Below are 21,789 nucleotides of genomic sequence, written 5' to 3' on the forward strand. Positions count from 1 at the left end.
GGGCCGGGGTCAGCGCAGGCCCACCCGCACCGTCGCCGCCCGCCCGCCCGCGTCGATCACGCTGAGCGTGACGAAGCCCGGACCTTCCAGCGGGATCTGCACCTCGCGCGCGCGGACGGCGCGGGCCACCGGCGCGCCATCGGCCAGCCAGGTGAAGGGCGGGCTGCCGTTGCGCACCTTGGCCACCAGCTGCCCGTCGCGCAGCGCCACCCCCGCGCCGTCGGGCGGAAAGGCGATCTCGGGCGCGTCGGGCGGCGCGGCCAGACGGCCGGCGGGGCGGAACCGCTGCAGGTTCTGCGGCAGCCGGGAATTGGGCAGGATCAGCGTCGCGGGCGGCGGCGGGGGCAGGGGGGCGAAGTCCGGCGCGATCCGGCCGAAGACCTCGAACAGGATCGGCGCGGCCAGGTCCGCGCCGAAGGCCCCCGGCACCGGCGTGCCATCGGCCCGGCCCAGCCAGACGCCCGCCACATGCCGCCCGTCCCAGCCCACGGCCAGCGCGTCGCGGTGGCCATAGCTGGTGCCGGTCTTCCAGGCCAGCCGCCGCGGCGGCGCGCCGGGCGGGGGCACGATGTCGGACAGGATGTCCGTCACCTGCCAGGCCGCATCCGCCCGCAGCAGGCGGCGAGGCGCCGCCACCGCCGCGCCCGGCAGCGCCGACAGGGTCACCGGCTGCCCCAGCCGTGCCAGCGCCGCATAGGCCTGCACCAGATCCTGCAGGCTGATCCCCAGCCCGCCGAGCGCCACCGCCAGCCCCGGCCGCCCGCTCGGAATCTCCACCCGCGCCCCGGTGCGTTCCACCAGCGCCACCAGCCGCGCGGGGCCGATGGCCTCGGTCAGGCTGACGACGGGGATGTTCAGCGATTGTTGCAGCGCCTCGCGCACCGGCAGGGTGCCGCGGAACATCCGGTCGAAATTCTGCGGGGCATAGTCGCCGAAGGCGGTGGGCCGGTCCTCGATCAGCGTTTCGGGATGGGCCAGTCCCTCGTCGAAAGCCAGCGCATAGACGAAGGGCTTCAGCACCGATCCGGGCGAGCGCCGCGCCTGCGTCAGGTCGAGAAAGCCGGCGCGGGCATCGTCTGTCCATTCGGCGCCGCCGACGCTGGCGAGGATCTCGCCCGTCCGGTGATCGGCCACCACGATCGCCGCCGACAGCCGGGCGCCCTGCCGCGCCACCGCGCGGGCGGCCAGCGCCTCGAGCGCCGCCTGCAGCCGCGCGTCGATCGTGGTGTCGATCCGCCCCGCGCCCGGCTGGTCGGCCCGCAACCGGGCCGCCAGATGCGGGGCCAGCGCCGGGAAGGGCCGGCGGCTGTCGGGCACGGGCTCGGTCTTCGCCGCCGCCGCGCGCTCGGCCGTCAGCACCCCTGCCGCCACCATCCGGTCCAGCACCCGGTCGCGCGCCGCCCGCGCCGCCAGCGGAAAACGGTCGGGCCGCCGCGCCTCGGGCGATTGCGGCAGGGCGACCAGCAGTGCCGCCTCGGCCGGGGTCAGGCGGCGCGGCTCCTTGCCGAACCAGGTCAGGCTGGCCGCCCGCAGCCCTTCGACATTGCCGCCATAGGGCGCGATGCGCAGATAGAGGTCGAGGATCTGCGCCTTCGTCAGCCGCCGTTCCAGCGCCAGCGCCACCCGGATCTGCCGCAGCTTGCCCGCCAGCCGGCCGGTGCCGCTGTCCTCCAGCAGGCGCGCCACCTGCATCGTCAGCGTCGAGCCGCCCGACACCACCCGGCCCTGCAGCGCCGCCTGCGCCGCGGCGCGCAGCATCGCGCGCCCGTCCACCCCCGGATGGCGGGCAAAGCGGCGATCCTCGTATCCCGTCAGCATCTGCAGGAACAGCGGATCGACGGGCCCCGGCTCCATCCGCCAGCGCCCGTCGGCCACGGTGAAGGCGCGCAGCAGGCTGCCGTCGCGGGCGCGCACCTCGACCGAGGTGGCGATGGCCAGCGGCGGCAGCACCGTGCGCCCGACCCAGGCGTCAAGCCCGTCCCGCGCCCCCGCCGCCAGCCCGGTCAGGAGCACCAGGGCCAGCGGCCAGCGCGCGCCCCTATTCGGCGATCGTGACACGGCCAGCCGCGGTCCGGGCGCGATAGTCGGGGCGGTACATGTCCACCACCACCGCCGCCGGGTGATGGAACGCGCCGGGCGACACGGCCCGCACCACATAGGCCAGCCGGAACGTCTCGCTTCCCTCCCAGTCCAGCGCGGCGAGGAAGCGGTCCTGCCGGAACTCGGTCATCCGCGTCTCCACCGGCTCGATCCAGGGGAAGGCCGCGATGTCGCCGGCGCGGATCAGGTTCGGGTTGTCGATCTCGAACCCCGCGGGCAGGGCATCGTCCACCATCAGCCGCGCCGCGCCGCCGGCGAAGGGCTGCACCTCCAGCACCACGACCAGCCGGTCGCCCTGCGCCGCGGCCGAGGGGTCGGCCGGGTTGCCGTCGAGGTCGTAATAGCTGCGCGTGATCGCGTAGCCGTTGCCCTGCGCGGGTTCGGGTTCGGAGGGCACGCCGAAGGTGGTCAACGTCAGGTCCGTCTCCGCGCCCGAGCCATTGGCGATGGCGAGCGTGTCGCCGCCCGCGACCCGGTCTTCCAGCAGCCGCACCAGCGGGCCTTCCGCCGGGGCGCCGTTCACCGTCAGCCCCGACACGCCCGCCCGGTCGATCAGGGCATGGGTCGCCAGCAGCGCCCATGTCGCCTCTTGCGTGGACAGGTTCCGCCCGGCGATGCCCTGTGCCAGCCGGTCGGCCAGCGCCGCCTGCGGCACCGCGCCCGATCCCGCCTCGGCCGCCAGCGCCAGTACCGCGCCCGCATCCCGCAGCCGCGTGCCGTAATCCGCCCGCCAGACCTGCGGTTCATCCGCCAGCGGCGCCTCGGCCAGACCGGCGGCGCGGGCGAACATCGCGTCGGCGCGCGTCTGGTCGCCATAGGCCGCCAGCGCCGCCCCCAGCTGCGCCGCCGCCAGCGGCGTGTCGAAGGCCGCGGCCCGCACGTCGGCGTAATAGCGCAGGTCGCCGATCGCCGCCGCGCCCTCGCGCGCCAGCACCATCAGCGCATAGGCATAGGGTCCGCCGCCCGCGTCGAAATCGGGGGCATAGTTGATCTGGTTGCGCAGATTGTCGAGCGCGGCACGAAAGGCGGTATCGGGCACGTCATGGCCCTCGGCCCGGGCGCGCGACAGGAAGTCGGTCACGAAGGCGTCGAGCCACAGGTCGCCCGACTCCGGCGACCACAGGCCGAAGGCGCCGCCCGCCGTCTGGTTCAGCAGCACCGCCGCGATGGCCTCGTCGATCCGTCCGGCGATGCCGTCCTCTGCCGCAACGCCCAGATCCTGCGCCAGACCCGACAGATACAGCAGCGGCAGCGCCCGCGAAGTGATCTGTTCGGTGCAGCCGTAGGGATAGGTGTCCAGCATCGACAGCAGGCCCGGCGCGTCGAAGCGCGCCACCGGCCCCGCCGCCAGCGTCGCCCGGCCCGTGCCGGGGATCAGCCCGGCGAAGACATTGGCGTCGAAGGTGAAGGTCTCGCCCGCCGCCAGCGTGAACCGGCTTTGCCGCATCACCTCGGGATCGTTCACCTGCACCGGCAGGGACAGCAGCTTGTCCAGCCGCCTGCCGTCCGGCGTGGTCAGCGTCACCCGGATCCGGTGCAGGCCGGTGGCATCCGGCGCGGTCAGCGGCAGCGACAGCGTCGCCGTGCCGCCCTCGGCCAGCGTCACCGTCGCGGGGGCGGACAGGTCCAGCCCCTCGCCCGCGACCTCCAGCGCCATGTCCCCGGCGGGCCCGGTGGCATGCACGAAGTCCAGCCGCAGCCGCGAGCTGTCGCCCGGCGTCAGGAAGCGGGGCAGCGCCGCCGTTACCACCACCGGGTCGCGCACCAGCACATCGGCCTCGGCCTGCCCGACGCCCGCGGGCGACCAGACCACCGCCATCAGCCGCACCGTGCCGTTGAAAGAGGGCAGGTCGAAGCTGGCGCGCGCATAGCCATCCGCGCCCACCTGCACCGGCCCCTCGAAGAAGGCCACCAGATCCTCGGTCGGGGGCGGGGCCTGCATCCGCAGCCCGGCACCCGCATCGCCGCCGGACCGGACCAGCCCCATCTCGCCCGTCTGGCCGTCGATCAGCCGGCCATAGCTGTCGCGCACCGCCACGCCCAGCTTGCGCTGCCCGAAGTAATGGGCCGAGGGGTCGGGGCTGTCGAAGCCGGTCAGGTTGAGGATGCCCAGATCGACCGCCGCGATGGTGGCGAAGGCGGTCTCGCCCGGGGCCACGCCCTCCACCTTCAGCGCCACGGGCAGGGGGCCGCGCGGATCGGCCGCCTCCGGCACCTCGAAGGCCGCGCGCAGCTGCCGGTCGCCCGGCGCCACCGCGGCATGCGCCAGACCCATCGCCCGCACCGGGGCGCGGTCATCGGGCCCGGCACCCTCCAGCGGGCGCAGCAGCGAGGCCATCACATAGGCCCCCGCGCCCCAGTCATCGGTCACGGTCAGCGGCAGTTCGGTCGCGCCCTCGGCGACCTCGACCATCCGCGTCTCGATCACCCGGTCGGACAGGACGCTGACCTGCGCGATGCCCGCGCTCTGCGCCACCAGCCGCAGCGTGGCGGTGTCGCCCGGCGCATAGGCGGGCCTGTCCAGCGCCACGTCCAGCCGGTCGGGCGTGTCGCTGCCGGCCGAGGGCGCGAACCAGCCGGCGCTGAAGGGCAGCGAGGCGGTGGCGGGGACCGGCCCCGCGATCTCGGCCATGATCTCGTATTCGCCCCAGTCCGTGGGCACCGCGATGGTCACGGGGCCGTCGCCCGTCAGCACCGCCTCGCCGCCGGCCACCGGGGTGCGGGTCGTCACCGGTTCCCACTGCCATTCGCCGTACAGGACATACCACTGCCAGTCCGTCTCGACCCGGTTCACCCGCCACGAGACGGTGGCCGGCACCGGCCGCGCATCGGGGCCGAGCGCGATCACCTCGAACCCCGCCTCGGCGCCTTCGGGCAGCCCGCCCTCGAACAGCGGGCGCAGGCCCGGCACCGGGCCCTGCGGCATCACCACCCGGTCGAGCCGCCGTTCCACCGGCCGGCCCGACCCCTCGACCAGACGCACGGCGATGGCGGCGGACAGGGGCTGCGCGGCCCCGCCCATGTCGGGGAAGATCACCGGCAGGGTGGCGCGCCCCTCGGCATCGGTGCGCCCGCCGGCCTCCAGCGTCTGGAACTGCGGCGACAGCCCCGCGTCATGCGCGCCGAAGCGGTAACCATCCCATCCCGGCAGGCTGTCCGCCGCCGACAGGCGCAGGTCGCCCTCCACCGCCAGATCCGCCCCCGGCGCGCCGAAGAGATAGCGCGCCGAAATCCCGACCTCGGGCCGCCGGTCCAGCGCCAGCGGACCGTCCGGCAGGGTCAGGTCGAAGTCGATGCGTTCGGGCAGGAAATCCTCGACGAGGATCGACTGTCCCGCCAGCGGCGGCGCGTCGGGATCGGCCAGCGCCTCGACCCGCCAGGTGCCGCGCGGCACGTTGCCCGCCAGCGGGAAGGCCGCCACATGCCCGCCCGCCCCCGCATCGGCCACCAGCTGCCGCGCATGTTCCACCCCGTCGGGGCGGATCAGCCGCAGGGTCAGCGGCAGGTCGGTCAGCGCCGCCACCCGCGGATCGCGGGCCAGCGCGGTGACATGCACCGCCTCGCCCGCGCGATAGGCGCCCCGGTCGGTGGTCAGGAACAGGTCGATGGGCGGCGCAGGCTCGCGCCCCTCCACCCCGCGGTCGGACAGGTCGAACTCCGGTTCCGTCAGCGGCAGGAAGGCGAAGTCGGCCGCCTCGCCCTCGCCGGCGCTGACGGTCAGCAGCGCCGGCGCCGCCCCGCCCGTGCCCGCCGTCATCGCGGCGGGAAAGCGGGCATGGCCCTCGCCATCCGCCACCGCCTCGCCCAGCACCGCATTGGCGCGCGAGATCAGCTGCACCCGCGCGCCCGGCTTCGGCCCGGCATCGGCCAGCGAGCGGATCAGTGCATGCAGCCCGTCGCCCCCCTGCAGCGTGGTGATGCCGATGTCGGACACGAGGAACCATTGCAGCGCCGGCGGATGATCCCACGGATCCTGCCCCGGCACGGCGGCGGTCAGCACATAGATGCCCGGCCCGGCGCCGGCCGCATCCGCCAGCACCGCGTCCAGCGGCAGGCGGGTGGTCACGTCGCGGTTGACCTCCATCGCCACCTCGGCCTCGCCCTCCCACAGGGTCTCGGCCATCGCGTCGTCCAGCCTCTCGATCTCGTAGACCTCCAGCGGCCGGCCGAAGAAATCGCCCTGGATCGCCCGCACCAGATTGCGGTCCGACAGCCGGGACAGCCGCAGCTCCAGCCGGTCGGTGTTCACCGTCTCGACCGGGATGCCGGCCCCGGCGGCGCGGGGCAGGATATAGGCCCGGCCCGGAAAGCGCGCGGCGGGCGTCCGGTCGCGGACATAGCCGGTGACCGCCACGTCGCGGGCCAGTTCCTCGCCCGCGGCCGAGGGCAGCCCGGCGCGGAAGGTGATCTCATAGCGCGCGCCGTGGCTGACGCCGGTGACGCAGATCTGCCGGTCGGTCGCCTCGACCGCCAGCCCCGGATCGGGCAGGCGCAGATAGGTGGCATAGTCCACGCCCGCCTGCGCCAGATCCTCGGTGAAGATCGCGCAGATCTGCGGGCGGGCGCTGTCGGCGCGCACCTCGTGGCTGTCGATGCGGAAACCGTATGTGCCCACCGCATCGGCCAGCGCCGCCGCGGTGTCGTCGCGCGGGTCCAGCGCCTGCGCCAGACGCAGCGCCGGGATCGTCGCGCGGCCCCGGTCCACCCGTTCCAGCGCCGCGGCCATCGTGGCCAGCGCCGTGGCCTGCATCGGCGCCGACCCGGCGCGCAGATAGGCGTTCACCGCCGCGGACAGCGCCGTCTCGGCATATTGCCGGCGTTCATAGTCCTCGCCCGGCCGGGCCAGGCCCAGTTCGGCATAGTCCACCCAATGTTCGGGCGCGTCGGTCACGCTCAGCGCGCGGCCCATCCAGTCCTGCGCGGTCGCGGGGTCGGCGGCACGGTCGCGGGCGGCCGCGGCAAGGTAGTCCTCGACCGGCGCGTCGGCGGCGCGGTGCAGGTCCGACAGGCCGCGCGCCTGCACCAGCGCCATGTCGAAATCCGCCTGCTGCAGGAAGCCCAGCTCTCCGGCCCGTTGCCGCGCCAGATCGGCCGCGCCCGCCGCCGCATCGACCACCCGGCCCGAGATCGCACCCTCATAGGGCACCTCCTCGGTCACGCCGGTCTTGGGAAAGCAGGACCCCGCCCGGCTGTTGAAGGTGAACGCCGCACAGGCCGTATCGGCCAGACAGGCGGCGCGGCAGGCCTGAAGCGTGGTGTCGAAGATCGGCCGCAGGTCCGAGCCGTAGAAATCCGTCCCCTCGGTCAGCACGGCCCGCCGGTCGGGCACCAGCCCGCCCTCCTGCGCCAGAAGCGGCGCGCCGGCCCCCAGCGTCAACGAGGCGATCAGGATCGCGGCGATCCGGTTCAGCATGGGGCGTCCTCCCGTTCCGTGCGGGCGGATGCTCGCAGGGGCGGGCGGCCATTGCAACGAGTCGCCGATGCGCGGTTAAGCCCGCCTTCACCCGCAGCGGCGATGGTCGTGCCGGCGATGATCGTGCCGGAACGCCGGTCGACGGGGGCGCATGCTGGAGTTGCTGGCAAAGGAACGGCGGGCGCGGCTGGCGGCGGAACGGCTGCTGGACCAGAAAAGCCGCGAACTGATCGAGGCGAACCGCAGGCTCGCGCTGCATGCCCGCAGCCTGTCGGACCAGATCGTCGCCCAGCGGACCGAGGCCGAGGGGCTGAAGACCGGGCAAAGCCGCGCCATGGCCGAGGCGGAACGCGCGCATTGGCAGGCCCTGCGCGCCGAACGGCGGCTGTGGCAGGCGCTGGACAGCATCGACGACGGCTTTGCGCTGTTCGATCGCGGGCTGCGGCTGGTCCTTGCCAACCCGGTCTGGGCGCGGCTGTGGACGGGCGCGGAGGTCCTCGATCCCGGCACCGGCTATGACGCCATGCTGGCGGCGGCGCGGGCCGGGGGACGGCTGCCGCCGGATCTGGCCCCGGACTGGGTGGCGCGGATGCGGGCGCGGCTCGAGGACGACACGCCCGCGCCGGTGACGGTGGCGCTGGCCGACGGGCGGCTGATCCGGCTGACCGAACGCCGCGGGCCCGAGGGCGACCTCGCCTGCCTTGCCCGCGACGTCACCGACATCACCCGCCATCAGCGCGACTTGGAAGACGCCCGCGCCCGGGCCGAGGCGGCGAGCCGGGCGAAATCCGCCTTCCTCGCCAACATGAGCCACGAGATCCGCACCCCGATGAACGGCGTGGTCGGCATGGCCGACCTGCTCTGCGCCGGCCCGCTGACCGAGGAGCAGCGGCTTTGCGCCGAAACCATCCGCTCCTCGGGCGAGGCGCTGCTGGCCATCATCAACGACGTGCTCGATTTCTCGCGGATCGAGGCCGACCGGATGACGCTGGCCCCCGCGCCCTTCGACCTCGAACGCTGCATCCACGAGGTGATGCTGCTGCTCGGCCCCTCGGCCCGCGACCGGGGCCTGTCGCTGATGGTGGATTTCGACCTGTTCCTGCCCACCCGCTTCGTCGGCGATGCGTTGCGGATCCGGCAGGTGCTGACCAACCTCGCCGGCAACGCGGTGAAGTTCACCGCCGCGGGCCATGTTCTGGTCCGCGTGACCGGGATCGAACAGGCGGACAGCGGCACCTTCGACCTGCATGTGACGGTCGAGGATACCGGCATCGGCATCGCCGCCGCCGATGTCGAACGCATCTTCGACGAGTTCGAGCAGGTGGAGGCCGCCGCCAGCCGCAGCTTCGAGGGCACGGGGCTGGGTCTCGCCATCACCCGCCGCCTGATCGCGCTGATGGGGGGCGAGGTCTGGGTGGACAGCGTGCCGGGCGAAGGGTCGTGCTTCGGCTTCCGGCTGAGCCTGCCCGCCGCCGAACCGCGCGAGGAACGGCGCCAGCCCGCGCTCGCGCGGCCGCTGGCCCGGGCGCTGGTGATCGACGCGCAGCTGCTGGACCGCACGATCCTCGGCCGCCAGCTGGCGACCTTCGGCATCGCGCCGGTGCTCTGCGCCGATCCGGAGGCCGCGCATGCGCTGCGGCAGGCGGCGGGGGCCGCGCCCGTCGATCTGGTGATCGCCGATCTGGCGGCGCTGCCCGCGGAGGCGGCGGCAATGACGGCGACGCTGGCACGCATCGCCTCCGGGCTGCCGGTCTTCCTGATGGCGCCCCCGGGGCAGCCCCTGCCCGAGGCGATCGCCGCGGCGGACCCGGCCTCCGCCCCCGCGATCGCGGCCATGCTGCCGCGCCCGGTCCTGCGCAGCGACCTGTGGCGGGCGCTTTCCGCGCTCGCGCCGGCAGAGGCGCCCGCCCCCGCCACACCTCCCGCCGAACCCTCCACCCCCCGGCGGATGCGCGTGCTCGCGGCCGAGGACAATCGCACCAACCAGTTGGTCTTCGCCAAGATGGTGGCGGGGCTCGCCATCGACCTCGCCTTCGCGGGCGACGGGCTGGCCGCCCTCGACCGGTGGCGGGACTGGCGGCCGGACCTGATCTTCATGGATGTGTCGATGCCGCGGATGGACGGCGTGGCGGCGGCCCGGGCGATCCGGGCGGCCGAGGCGGCGCAGGGCGGCCATGTGCCCATCGTCGCCCTCACCGCCCATGCGCTGGACGGCGATGCGGAGGCGATCCTCGCCGCCGGAATGGACCGCTACATGACCAAACCCCTGCGCCGGGCCGCCATCGTCGAGGCGATCCTCGCCCATGCGCCCGACGGCGCGGTCCCGCCGCTGTCCGCCGCGCCGCAGGCGGAACCGCTCGCGCCGGACGCTCTCCTCCCGCCCCCTGCAGCTGACGAAAATATCCCGGGGTGAACTGGCCGGCACGGCCAAGAGGGGCAGCGCCCCTCCCTGTTTTCCGGGTCAGGAGGCGCGCAGCCGTTCCAGCATCTCGGCGCTGGCATAGCCGTCGGGCGGCAGCCCGACCGAGGCCTGCCAGGCCCGAAGCGCCGCCAGCGACCCGGAGCCCAGCTTGCCGTCCACGCCCCCGGTGTCGAAGCCCTTCGCCGTCAGCAGGCGCTGCATCTCCATCCGCTCGGCGGTGCTCAGCGCCCGGTCGCCGCGCGGCCAGGACTGCACGAAGCCGCCCTTGCCCGCCAGCCGGTCGGCCAGATGCCCGATCCCGATCGCATAGCTGTCCGAGGTGTTGTAGCGGGTGATCGCCGCGAAATTCGGCCCGATCAGGAAGGCCGGCCCCCGCGCCCCCGCCGGCGTCAGGACCGAGGCCGCGCCCATCGTGGGCAGGCTGCCGCCGGCGGCCGGGGCCACACCCATCGCCGCCCATTGCCCCACGCTGCGCGTCGTCTCCTTGCCGACCAGCCGCCGGTCGAAGCCTTCGGGCAGCCGCACCTCCAGCCCCCAGGGCTCGCCGCGCCGCCAGCCCGACTGCGCCAGATAGGCGGCGGTCGAGGCCAGCGCGTCGGTCGGATCGTCCGACCAGATGTCGCGCCGCCCGTCGCCGGTGAAATCGACGGCATGGTCCAGAAAGCTCGTCGGCATGAACTGGGTATGGCCCATCGCCCCGGCCCAGCTTCCCACCATGCCCTGCGGCGAGACATCGCCCGCCTGCACGATCTTCAGCGCCGCGATCAGCTGTTCCTCGAAGAAGGCGCCGCGCCGCCCGTCATAGGCCAGCGTCGCCAGCGCCGGCAGCGTGGCCGTGCTGCCGCGATTGGCGCCGAAGCTCGATTCCAGCCCCCAGACCGCCGCCACCACCTCGGCATCGACGCCATAGCGCCGCTCGATGGCGGCCAGCTGGCTGGCCTGCCGCGCCATCGCCGCCCGCCCGTCGGCGATGCGCGCGCCCGACACCGCCCCGTCGAGGTAATCCCAGATCGCCCGGGTGAATTCCGACTGGTTCCGGTCCAGCGCGATGATCGAGGGCTGATAGCGCACCCCCTGCATCGACCGGTCATAGGTGGCGGCCGACACGCCCGAGGCCAGCGCCCGGGCGCGGAAATCCCGCACCCAGCCGTCGAAACCCGCGACGCTGCTGCGGGTCACCGGCACGGGCGAGGTCAGGGGGGCCGCGAATTCCGCCCCGCCGCAGGCGGGCAGCAGGGTGAAGGCGGTGCACAGCACAACCGGGGAAAGGCGCATGATCCGTCCTGCTCGTTCTTGGTGGTTGCGCCCAGTCTAGCGCGCGACCGTGCCGGCGCAAAGCCGCTAGCGGCGGGTGCGCAGAACCTTGCGCCGGGGCGCCGCGGCCTTGGCCTTGGCCACGGGCTTGCGCCCGCCGCGCCCCTTGCGCCCGCCGCTGGCGCCGCCGCCCCCCGGCAGGATCGCGCCCTCGATCTCCAGCAGGTCCAGCATCAGCCCGCCGGTCAGGGGCACCGCCTCGGACAGGCGCACCAGCACCTTCTGCCCGATGCCGATGACGGTGCCGGTATCCGCGCCCATCAGGGTCTGGCTGTCGGGGTCGAAATGGAAGAACTCGCGCCCCACGTTGCGGATCGGGATCAGGCCGTCGGCCCCCGTCTCGTCCAGCTTCACGAACAGCCCGAACCGCGCCACCCCCGACACCCGGCCGGTGAATTCGCTGCCCACGCGGTCGGCGAGGAAGGCCGCCAGATAGCGGTCGGTGGTGTCGCGTTCCGCCGCCATGCTGCGCCGTTCGGTGTCGCTGACATGGGTGGCGGTCTCTTCCAGCATCTCGATGTCCTGCGCCGACAGCCCGTCGGTCCGCCCGTCCATGCCGCCGCCCCAGCCATGGCCGGAAATCAGCGCCCGATGCACGATCAGGTCGGAATAGCGCCGGATCGGCGAGGTGAAATGCGCGTAGGACCGCAGCGCCAGCCCGAAATGGCCAAGGTTCTGCGGGTGGTAATAGGCCTGCGTCATCGACCGCAGCGTGCTGATGTTGATCAGCTCGTCGAAATCCGTGCCCTCGGCCTGCGCCAGCAGCCGGTTCAGATGCGCGGTCTGCAGCACCTGCCCCTTGGCCAGCACGAAGCCCGAGGCCTCGGCCACCTCGCGCAGCGCGTTCAGCTTCTCGGGGCTCGGCTCCTCGTGCACGCGGTACAGCAGCGGCCGGCGCAGCCGTTCCAGTTCCTCGGCGGCGGCGACATTGGCGAGGATCATGAACTCCTCGATCAGCCGGTGCGCGTCATGGCGGTCGCGGAAGTTGACCGACTGCACCCGCCCGTCGTCGGACAGCACGATCCGCCGTTCCGGCAGGTCGAGGTCCAGTGGCTGCCGCCGCGCCCGCGCCGCCTTCAGCGCGCCATAGGCGGCATAGAGCGGGCGGATCACCTCGTCCATCATCGCGGCGCAGCGCGGGGTCGGGTTGCCGTCGGCCGCGGCCTGCGCCTCTTCATAGGTCAGGCTCGCCACCGACTTCATCAGCGCCCGGTGAAAGCGGTGGCCGATCTTGTTGCCCTCGGCGTCGATCTTCATCCGCACCGCGATGCAGGCCCGCGCCACGCCCTCGTGCAGTGAACAGAGGTCGCCCGACAGATGCTCGGGCAGCATCGGCACCACCCGGTCGGGGAAATAGCTGGAATTGCCGCGCCTCCGCGCCTCGCGGTCCACCGGCGATTGCGGGGTGACGTAATGGGCGACATCGGCGATGGCGACCCAGATCACATGCCCGCCCGGGTTGCGCGGGTCGTCGTCGGCATGGGCGAGGCAGGCATCGTCATGGTCCCGCGCATCCGCCGGGTCGATGGTGACGAAGGGCAGGTGGCGCAGGTCGTCGCGCCCCTCGGGACCGGCGGGCACCATCGCATCCGACAGGCGGATCACCTCGTCGGGAAAGTCGTCGGGGATGCCGTGCTGGTGGATGGCGATCAGGCTGACGGCCTTGGGTGCCGAAGGGTCGCCCAGCCGGTCCGTCACCCGCGCCCAGGGCAGGCCCAGCCGGCCGCGCGGGCCGGCCTGTTCCGCCTCGACCAGTTCGCCGTCCTGCGCGTCGAGCGTGGCATCGCGCCCGACCCGCCATTCCTTGTCCGATCCCTTGTCGATCGGCACGATCCGCCCGCCTTCGGTCGCCTTGCGGAAGATGCCGATCACCTTGTGGCTGGCCACGCCGATCTTGCGGATCAGCCGCGCCTGATAGTCGTGATCCTCGGACCTGAGCTCGATCAGCTTGCACAGCACCCGGTCGCCCGCCGCCACTGGCGCATCGGCCTTGCGCGGCACGAACAGGATGCGCGGCGCCGGGCCGCGGCCCTCCCATTCCATCGGCCTGGCGAACTGGTCGCCATCGGCATCGGCCGCCAGGATCGTCAGCACCGTCACCGGGGGCAGCTTGTCGGCATCGCGCCAGCTGTGGCGGCGCCGTTCCAGGAGGCCCTCCGCCTCCAGCTCCTTCAGCAGCCGCTTCAGCTCGATCCGTTCGGCCCCCTTGATGCCGAAGGCCTTGGCGATGTCGCGCTTCGCCGTGGCGCCGGGATGGTCGGCGATCCAGTCGAGGATCTGCTGTCGGGTGGGGATCTGTGCCATGCCCTTTCGGTATCATGCGCCGCGCGGGCCGGAAAGGGCGCCCCCGATCCGCCCCGCCCCCTGCAGCTGATCCAAATATCCCGGGGGAGTCGCCGCAGGCGACGGGGGCAGAGCCCCCTCTGCCCTCCGGTCCCTCAGGCGAAATAGTCGCGCAGGATGCGGGTATAGATCGCCTTCAGCGCATGGATGTCCGCGGCCGCCACCCGTTCGTCGGTCTTGTGCATGGTCGTGCCCACCAGGCCGAATTCCACCACCGGGCAGTGATCCTTGACGAAGCGCGCATCCGACGTCCCGCCCGAGGTGGACAGTTCCGGCACCACCCCGGTTTCCGCGGTGACGGCGGCGGCGACCAGATCGACCAGCGGGCCGGGCGGGGTGATGAAACTGTCGCCCGACACCTCGATCCGCAGCGCCAGCGTCACGCCGGTCTCGCTTTCCACCCGCGCCGCCGCCTCGCGCAGCCGGGCGGCGATGCTGTCGGATGTATGGGCGTCGTTGAAGCGGATGTTGACCGTCGCCGTCGCCCGTGCCGGGATCACGTTGTTCGCCGGGTTGCCGCAGTCGATGGTCGTCACCTGCAGCGTCGACGGCTCGAAATGGTCGGTGCCCGCGTCCAGCGGTGTCGAGGTCAGGTCCCACAGCAGCGCGGTCAGCGCGTGCAGCGGGTTCTTCGCCCGGTGCGGATAGGCGGAATGGCCCTGCACGCCCGCCGCCTCGACATAGGCGGTCATCGATCCGCGCCGCCCGATCTTCATCATCTCGCCCATCCGCGACGGGCAGGTGGGCTCGCCCACCAGACAGTCGGTCATCCGCTCGCCCGCCGCGTCCATCCAGTCCAGCAGCGCGCGGGTGCCGTCGCGGCCCGCGCCCTCCTCGTCGCCGGTGACGGTCAGGATCACCGCGCCCTCGGGCGGGGTGGCGCGGACGAAGTCGATGGCGGCGGCGGCGAAGGCCGCGACGCCGGATTTCATGTCGGCCGCGCCCCGGCCCCAGACCTCGCCCTCGACCAGCGCGCCGGAAAAGGGCGGATGCGTCCACAGCGCCGGATCGCCGGGCGGCACCACATCGGTATGGCCGTTGAAGCCGAAGCTGCGGTTCGCGCCCTGCGCGCCCCAGCGGGCGAAGAGGTTGGCGATGCCGTTCCGGTCCACCCGCCGGCAGTCGAAGCCCGCCCCGGCCAGCAGCCGTTCCAGCAGCACCAGCGCGCCGCCCTCGTCCGGCGTGACCGAGGGGCAGCGGATCAGCGCCTGCGTCAGCGCGACGGGATCGACGGGTTCGGCGGGCAGGGGGCCGACAGGCATGGCGGGCTCCTCGGTGCGGAGGGGTGCGGACGGCTCAGCGATAGCGGCTGGCACCGGCGCGCGCAACGCCGCCCCCCGGCGGATCGTCCGCCGCGGGACTGTGGCGCCCGCGCCACCCTATGTGCCGAAAGGGAGACCACTGTCCGAAACGCATTCACCGATTGCCATGTTTGCGGCAGGCTCCGGTTCAATAATCATATCGACCCGAGGCAGGGCGAGCATACGGGGCCGCAACGCCGGCCCACCGGGCAAGGGCGCCGGTCCGCAGGCACGGATCCGACGCCACATGACAGGACGGCACCCTCGCGATGGCGGGGTCTGCCGGGTATGGCGCGATGTCTTGGGCCTTGGGGGCGGGACATGGCGACGGGATCGGAACTTACCTACAACACCAGTGCGTCTGCCACGACGATGGCCAACACCATCATGGGGGACGGCGTCACCGTTGTCTCGGCCAGCTATTCGGGCGATCGCTATTCCAGCGGCACCTACAGCCGGGGCGACAGCCGTTCGCCCGAGGCGACGCCCTCGGATACCGGGGTGATCCTGTCCACGGGCTATGTCTCGGACTTCACCCAGTCCTCGGGCGACCCGAACCGCAGCAGCCAGACCAGCACCAACACCGGCGGCGTGAACGGCAACGACGATTTCGACGACCTCGCCGGCACCAACACCTATGACGCGGCGATGCTGGACATCGACTTCATCCCCACCGGGAACACGATGACGCTGTCCTTCACCTTCGCCTCCGAGGAATATCCCGAATACATCAACTCGCAGTACAACGACATGGTCGGCATCTGGGTGAACGGCCAGCCCGTCAGCCTCAGCGCCGGCAATGGCGATGCCAGCGTCACCAACATCAACGGCAGCGCGAACCAGAACCTCTACATCAACAACACCGGCGACACCTACAACACCGAGATGGACGGCTTCACGGTCACCATGTCGGTGACCTTTCCGGTGGTGCCGGGGCAGGTGAACTCCATCCGCATCGGCGTCGCCGACGTGTCGGACAGCAACTACGATTCCGCCGTGCTTATCGCGGCGGACAGCGGCCAGACCACCTTCATCGCGATGGACGATGCCGCGAACGGCGACCTGAACGCGACGACCGTCATCGACGTGCTGGGCAACGACATCAACACCACCGGCAACAGCAACGTCCGGGTCACCCATATCAACGGCGTGGCGGTAAACCCCGGCGACACGGTGGTGCTGCCTTCGGGCGACAGCGTGAAGCTGAACGCCGACATGACCTTCAGCTTCACCTCGGATGCCGATGGCGACGAGGTGAACTTTACCTACCAGATCGCGAACGGCAGCGGAAAGACCGACATCGGCATGGTCACGGTCGATACCGTGCCCTGCTTCACCGCCGGGACCCTGATCCGCGTGCCGGGGGGCGAGCGGCCGGTCGAGGCGCTGCGGCCCGGCGATCTGGTGCTGACCCGGGATGACGGGCCGCAGCCGTTGCGCTGGATCGGGCGGCGGCGGGTGGCGGCGGAGGGCGACCTCGCCCCGGTGCACATCGCCGCGGGCACCTTCGGCCCGCATCGCGACCTGACGGTGTCGCCCCTGCACCGGATCCTGCTGCGCGACGCGCGGGCGCAACTGCTGTTCGGCGAGGACGAGGTGCTGGTCGCCGCGCGCGATCTGGTCGACGGTCGCGCGGTCCGGCGGCTGCCGGGCGGGACGGTCGACTATGTCCACCTGCTGTTCGACCGCCACCAGATCGTCCTGTCCGAGGGTCTGCCCAGCGAAAGTTTCCTGCCCGGACCGGTGATGGCCCGCAGCCTGGAGGCCGAGGTCCTGGCCGAGATCGTGGCGGTCTTCCCCGAACTCGATCCGGCCACCGGCGCGGGCTACGGCCCCTCCGCCCGCCGGACCCTGCGCCCCTTCGAGGCGCGGGTTCTGGCCGCCGCCTGAGGCCCGCGCATGGCCTGGCTCGCGACCTTCACCCATCGCCGCGGCCCGCGCCGGCTGCTGCCCGCCGCCTTCCCGGCCGAAATGGCGCGCGGCAGCCTGTGCATCGAGATCCTGTCCCCCGGCCCGGTGCCGCGCGGGCACTGGCTGCTGGGACATAACGATCCGGCGGCGGGCTGGTGGATCGCGCTCGACATCCTCGCCGATGGCGGGGTGCGGCTGGCCACGTCGCGCGACGGGCAGGACCTGTCGCTGACCCTGTCGGGCTGGGTGGACAGCGTCGCCAACCGCACCCGGCTGACCTTTTCCTGGGACGCGGCGGCGGGGCGCAGCCTGCTGACGCTGGAGGATCCGGCGACGGGCGCGGTCCGCCAGTCGGAACTGGCGATGGCGCTGCCGGTACCGGGCCGGGCGCTGGAGGGGCTGTTCACCGCGCCGCTGGCCCGGCGCGACGGCGCGGCGGCCTGGTTCGCGGCGGCGAGCCACGTCCATTGCCCCGGACCCTGCCCCGGTCTGGCGGCGGGCACGCGGATCGACACGCCGGACGGTCCCCTGCCGGTCGAGGCGCTGCGGCCGGGGATGACGGTGACCACGCTCGACGCAGGCCCGCAGCCGGTGATCTGGTCGGGGCGGATGACGGCGCCGGCCTCGGGCATGTTCACGCCGCTGCGGCTGGCGGCGGCCTGCTTCGGCTGCGAGGACGACCTGATCCTCGCCCCGCATCAGCGCATCCTGCTGAAAGGGCTGGACCTCGAGGATGCGACGGGGCGCGAACGGGCGCTGGCCGAGCTGCGGCATCTGGTGGACGAGGCGGCGGTGCGGCCCGACCCGCAGGCGCCGGTGATGACATGGCACGGGCTGATGCTGGCGGGCCACCATCTGGTCCTTGCCGGCGGGCTGGCGGTGGAAACGCTGTTTGCCGGCAGTCTGGCGCGGCGGCCCGCGCTGGCGGCGACGACGCTGTTCGCCGATCTGGCCGCGAAGGGGGCGCTGCCGCTGCACCGCCGACCCTGCCTGCCCGACCTGCACGGCTGCGAGGCGCGGGCGCTGGCGGCGATGCGGATGCGGGCGCGGGGGCCGCTGGCGGCCTGAGGCCCGGTTCCTGCCGCTAGTCCTTGTCGAAGAACGGCGTCATCTGCGCCACGATCACCGCATTCTCGTCCAGGGCCCGCTGCATCAGCGCGCGCTCCTCGGCCTCGATCTCGTGCCCCTGCGCCAACCGTTCGTCCAGCGTGCCATAGCCCTGCACGTCCAGCGGCGACAGGTCCGCCTGTTTCAGCACCGCGACCGTCTCGCGCACCGCCTCGGCCTCGTCCACGCCGGAGGCGAAGCACATCAGCGCCGCGCCGGTCGCCCCCTTGGGCAGCCCGTCCTCGGCCGAGCGGCCGACCTCGACCACCAGCGTGAAGACCTGCTGGGGGCGTTTCGGTTTGGGATCGGCTGTGTCGGTCATGGTCTCCTCCCGCGGCTGGATCGCAGCGATGGCAGTCTTTCCGCCGGCGTTCAAGGCATCAGTCGGTAGCAATGCCCGGGGCGGCGTGCAGGCGCGGGGCCGTCCACTGGCGGTGGCCGCAATGCGGGCAGGCGCCGTCGGGCAGGACCTCGGCGGCCGGCTCCACCGTGCCGCAGCGGGTGCAGCAGGCCTGCCCGTCCGCCGCCAGTGCCGGATCGTGCAGCATGTGCAGCGGCTCCACCTCGGCCGGGGGCACGATGGGCAGGCCCGGCCGGGGCCGGTCGCGGCGAAAGACGCTGAACTGGCCGTCGCCCTCGACGAAGGCATGTTCCACCTCGCCCAGGTTGCGAATGCCCTGCTTGCGCAGCGCGGCGATCGCCTCGGCCGCGCCGATGTCGCGCTGGCCCAGACCCGCGGCCAGCAGCCGCCCGTCGCGCAGCACCGCGACCGGCACGCCGTCGATCACCCGCTTGGCGGCGTCGTGGCGCAGGATCAGCCGGTCCAGCCCCTTGTTGATCAGCACGACCAGCGTGATCACCAGCATCGCGTGCAGCATCGGCACGTCGGGATAGAAGGCCGCGTCGCCCACGGCGGACCCGAGCGCGATCACCAGCAGGAATTCCACCAGCGACAGCTGCGACACGCCGCGCCCGCCGACCCAGCGGATCAGCAGCAGCGTATAGATGTAGATGATGGCGGTGCGGACGAGGATTTCGAGCAGGAACAGGGGCGGTTCGTCCCCCATCAGCATCCGGGGCAGGTCGAAGGGGATTACCGTCTGGTCCATCGCGCGCGTAGTCTCCGAGGCGAAAAACCCCCGGCGCCGGGCGCCGGGGGCGGGTTGTCTGCCTCACGGCCCGGGGGCCGGTCGCGCCCGCGTCAGACGCGGCGGCCGCGCATCAGGCGGCCCACCCAGATCAGCAGGCAGGCACCGATGACCGCCACGATCAGGTTGGCGATGATTCCATAGGCCTCGAAGCCGATGATGGCCGCGAGGATGAAGTTCAGCACGATTGCGCCCACGACGCCGAGGATGATGTTCATCAGCAGACCGTGGTCCGATTTCATGATCTTTTCCGCGATCCAGCCCGCAAGCGCGCCGATGATGATCGTCAGGATCCAGCCGAGGCCTTCCATTGTCCCGTACTCCCGAAGTTATGCAGCCGGGGCCAGCCCCCCGGCTTTCCTGCGGCGGAACGCGCGGGCGGGGGGCTGGTTCCCTGCGCCGGATGTTTTCCGGCCTTCGGTGCGGCTGTCCGGAGGGACGATCCCCGGTCAGTCGCGCAGAAGTTCGTTGATCGAGGTCTTGGACCGGGTCTGCGCATCGACCCGTTTCACGATCACCGCGCAATAGAGGTGGACGCCGTTCTTCGACGGCATCGAGCCGGCCACGACGACCGATCCGGCCGGCACCTCGCCATAGAAGACCTGACCCGTCTCGCGGTCGAGGATCTTGGTCGACTTGCCGATGAAGACGCCCATGCCGAGCACCGAGCCCTCGCGCACGATCACGCCCTCGACGACCTCGGACCGGGCGCCGATGAAGCAGTCGTCCTCGATGATCGTCGGGCCGGCCTGCATCGGTTCCAGCACGCCGCCGATGCCGACGCCGCCCGACAGGTGCACGTTGCGGCCGATCTGCGCGCAGCTGCCGACCGTGGCCCAGGTGTCGACCATCGTGCCTTCGTCCACATAGGCGCCGAGGTTGACGAAGGAGGGCATCAGCACCACGCCCCGGCCGATGAAGGCCGACCGCCGGACGATGGCGCCCGGCACCGCGCGAAAGCCCGCCTCGCGCCACTGGTTGTCGCCCCAGCCCTTGAACTTGGTGTCGACCTTGTCCCACCAGCTGCTGTCCTGCGGCCCGCCGGTCAGCGGTTCCATGTCCTTCAGCCGGAAGCCGAGCAGCACCGCCTTCTTCGCCCACTGGTTCACATGCCAGTCCGTGCCGCGCCGTTCCGCCACGCGCAGGGTCCCTGCGTCGAGCGCGGCCAGCGTCTGTTCGATCGCGTCGCGGGTGTCGCCCGCGGTGGCGGGGGTGATCGTGTCGCGGGCATCCCAGGCGTCTTCGATGGCGGCTTCCAGCGCGGCGGTGGTCATGGGGTCTCCTCGGGTCAGGGTCGGCGTGTCCGGGCTATAGACCGGCCCGTCCGACCGCGCAACGCGGGACCGGGACATGCGGAAAGGGGCGGCCCCTGCGGACCGCCCCTTTCCGTCGTTCGGTGCAACCGGGTCAGCGTTGCGCGGGCTGCGGCTGCTGCGACGGCTCGCGCGTGTCGTCCTGCCGCCGTTCGGCCACCGCGTCGGCCGTCACCGGACCGGCATCGTTGGACCAGCCGTCCCGCAGGAAGGTCGCGAGTTCGGCCACCTCCTCGTCGCTCAGCCGGTCGGCGAAGCCCGGCATCCGCAGCGAATAGGGCCGCGCCTCGGTCGAGGGCAGTTCCGCGCCCCAGAGGATCGTCTCGATCAGGCCCACCGGCGAGGCGGCGGTGACGAGCGAGCTGCCGTCCAGTTCCGGGAAGACCTGGTCGGCGCCCCGGCCATTGGTGAAGTGGCAGGCATTGCAGTTGTCGAGATAGAGCCGCGGCCCGAGCGCCATGCCCGGATCGGCCGCCTCCAGCACGGCCTGCGTGCCGCCGGCATCGGCCGCGGCCGCCGTGGCGGGGGCGGGCTGGCCCAGCCCCTTCAGGTAGGCCACCATCGCGTCGAGATCCTCGTCGCGGAAGTATTGCGTCGAGTCGCGCACGACCAGCGCCATCTCGCCATTCACGCCGACATGGTCGTTCCGGCCCGAGGCGAAGAACAGTTTCATGTCCTCGTCGCTCCAGCCGCGCAGCGCGCTGGCCGGGCCGTGCAGCGGCGGCGCGGTCCAGCCCGCGATCTCGCCCCCGGTCAGGAAGGCGGGGTCGTCGGCGGTGTAGCCCCTTTCGGCCATGACCGCGTTGCGCGGGGTGTGGCAGGCGCCGCAATGGCCCGGCCCCTCGACCAGATAGGCGCCGCGATCCTCCGAGGACAGGTTGCCCTCGCCCAGGCCCACCCATTTCCACGCCCGGATGCCCCAACGCTGGTTGAAGGGGAAGGGCATCTCGTTCTCGTGGTCGGGGGCGCTCACCGGCTCCAGCTCTTCCATGAAGAAGTGATAGAGCGCGCGGACATCCTCTTCCGACAGGCGGCGGTAGTTGGCATAGGGCATCGCCGGGTAGAGATGCGCGCCATCCTCGCGCAGCCCGTCGTAGAGCACGTTGCGGAACTGGTCGAGCGTGTAGTCGCCGATCCCGGTTTCGGGGTCGGGGGTGATGTTGGTCGAATAGATCGTGCCCAGCGGGCTTTCGATCGGCCGGCCCCCGGCAAAGGGCGTGCCGCCCTCGGCAGTGTGGCAGGCCTCGCAATCGGCCAGCCGCATGGTGTATTCGCCGGCGCCCTCTTCGGGCTGCCAGTCGGCGGTCAGCGCCGTCTGCGGGCCGGTGACCTGCGGCGGCACGAAGATGAAGGCCAGAAGGGCGACGATCCCGATCAGGACCAGCGCGGTGAGGATGCGGAGAAAGGTCATCATTGC

At 72.5% G+C, this 21,789-nt stretch carries 13 protein-coding genes; 3 read left to right on the plus strand and 10 right to left on the minus strand.

Annotation, left to right across the window (positions count from 1 at the left end; all coding sequences use genetic code 11):
- Nucleotides 1-9: 9 nt before the first annotated feature.
- Both pbpC and EEY80_RS10265 read right to left on the minus strand, forming a co-directional pair.
- Nucleotides 10-2,058, minus strand: a complete 2,049-nt coding sequence (gene pbpC, locus EEY80_RS10260; RefSeq protein WP_235829785.1) for a penicillin-binding protein 1C — start codon at nt 2,056-2,058, stop codon at nt 10-12.
- Nucleotides 2,039-7,513 (minus strand): alpha-2-macroglobulin family protein, encoded by a 5,475-nt coding sequence (locus EEY80_RS10265; protein ID WP_126976474.1) that lies wholly within the window; start codon nt 7,511-7,513, stop codon nt 2,039-2,041. The genes pbpC and EEY80_RS10265 overlap by 20 nt, the downstream gene beginning before the upstream one ends.
- A 151-nt stretch (nt 7,514-7,664) precedes the next feature.
- On the opposite strand from EEY80_RS10265, the gene EEY80_RS10270 reads away from it, so the two are divergent.
- Nucleotides 7,665-9,926 carry an ATP-binding protein gene (locus EEY80_RS10270; protein WP_126976475.1) on the plus strand — a complete coding sequence of 754 codons (2,262 nt, stop codon included), beginning with the start codon at nt 7,665-7,667 and terminating at the stop codon, nt 9,924-9,926.
- A 48-nt stretch (nt 9,927-9,974) separates the two neighbouring features.
- Here the strand turns inward: EEY80_RS10270 and EEY80_RS10275 are convergent, their stop codons facing one another.
- From EEY80_RS10275 to dapE, 3 genes are all read right to left on the minus strand, one after another.
- A complete protein-coding gene (locus EEY80_RS10275; protein ID WP_126976476.1) occupies nt 9,975-11,210 on the minus strand; it encodes a lytic murein transglycosylase in 1,236 nt (411 codons plus the stop codon).
- Nucleotides 11,211-11,276: 66 nt separating this feature from the next.
- Nucleotides 11,277-13,553: a ribonuclease R gene (rnr, locus tag EEY80_RS10280; RefSeq protein ID WP_126976477.1), complete on the minus strand. Its 2,277-nt coding sequence runs from the start codon at nt 13,551-13,553 to the stop codon at nt 11,277-11,279.
- 134 nt (nt 13,554-13,687) lie between these two features.
- Nucleotides 13,688-14,854 (minus strand): succinyl-diaminopimelate desuccinylase, encoded by a 1,167-nt coding sequence (dapE, locus tag EEY80_RS10285; RefSeq protein ID WP_126976478.1) that lies wholly within the window; start codon nt 14,852-14,854, stop codon nt 13,688-13,690.
- 360 nt (nt 14,855-15,214) lie between these two features.
- Here dapE and EEY80_RS10290 point away from each other — a divergent pair, with 360 nt between their 5' ends.
- On the plus strand, nt 15,215-16,783 hold the full coding sequence (locus tag EEY80_RS10290) for a Hint domain-containing protein (protein ID WP_126976479.1): 1,569 nt from the start codon (nt 15,215-15,217) through the stop codon (nt 16,781-16,783).
- Nucleotides 16,784-16,792: 9 nt separating this feature from the next.
- Nucleotides 16,793-17,872: a Hint domain-containing protein gene (locus EEY80_RS10295; RefSeq protein ID WP_126976480.1), complete on the plus strand. Its 1,080-nt coding sequence runs from the start codon at nt 16,793-16,795 to the stop codon at nt 17,870-17,872.
- Nucleotides 17,873-17,888: 16 nt separating this feature from the next.
- Here EEY80_RS10295 and EEY80_RS10300 read toward each other — a convergent pair whose 3' ends face one another.
- The 5 genes from EEY80_RS10300 to EEY80_RS10320 form a co-directional block, all read right to left on the minus strand.
- Complete coding sequence (locus EEY80_RS10300) at nt 17,889-18,233, minus strand: hypothetical protein (protein ID WP_126976481.1); 345 nt, start codon at nt 18,231-18,233, stop codon at nt 17,889-17,891.
- 58 nt (nt 18,234-18,291) lie between these two features.
- Nucleotides 18,292-19,020, minus strand: a complete 729-nt coding sequence (locus tag EEY80_RS10305) for a YetF domain-containing protein (RefSeq protein WP_235829786.1) — start codon at nt 19,018-19,020, stop codon at nt 18,292-18,294.
- Between the two features lie 92 nt (nt 19,021-19,112).
- Nucleotides 19,113-19,370: a GlsB/YeaQ/YmgE family stress response membrane protein gene (locus tag EEY80_RS10310; protein ID WP_126976482.1), complete on the minus strand. Its 258-nt coding sequence runs from the start codon at nt 19,368-19,370 to the stop codon at nt 19,113-19,115.
- 138 nt (nt 19,371-19,508) lie between these two features.
- On the minus strand, nt 19,509-20,333 hold the full coding sequence (gene dapD, locus EEY80_RS10315) for a 2,3,4,5-tetrahydropyridine-2,6-dicarboxylate N-succinyltransferase (RefSeq protein WP_126976483.1): 825 nt from the start codon (nt 20,331-20,333) through the stop codon (nt 19,509-19,511).
- Between the two features lie 133 nt (nt 20,334-20,466).
- Nucleotides 20,467-21,786 (minus strand): cytochrome c, encoded by a 1,320-nt coding sequence (locus tag EEY80_RS10320; protein ID WP_126976484.1) that lies wholly within the window; start codon nt 21,784-21,786, stop codon nt 20,467-20,469.
- Between the last annotated feature and the right edge of the window lie 3 nt (nt 21,787-21,789).

Origin of the sequence: Frigidibacter oleivorans (genome assembly GCF_003993775.1) — a bacterium.
GTDB lineage: Bacteria > Pseudomonadota > Alphaproteobacteria > Rhodobacterales > Rhodobacteraceae > Frigidibacter > Frigidibacter oleivorans.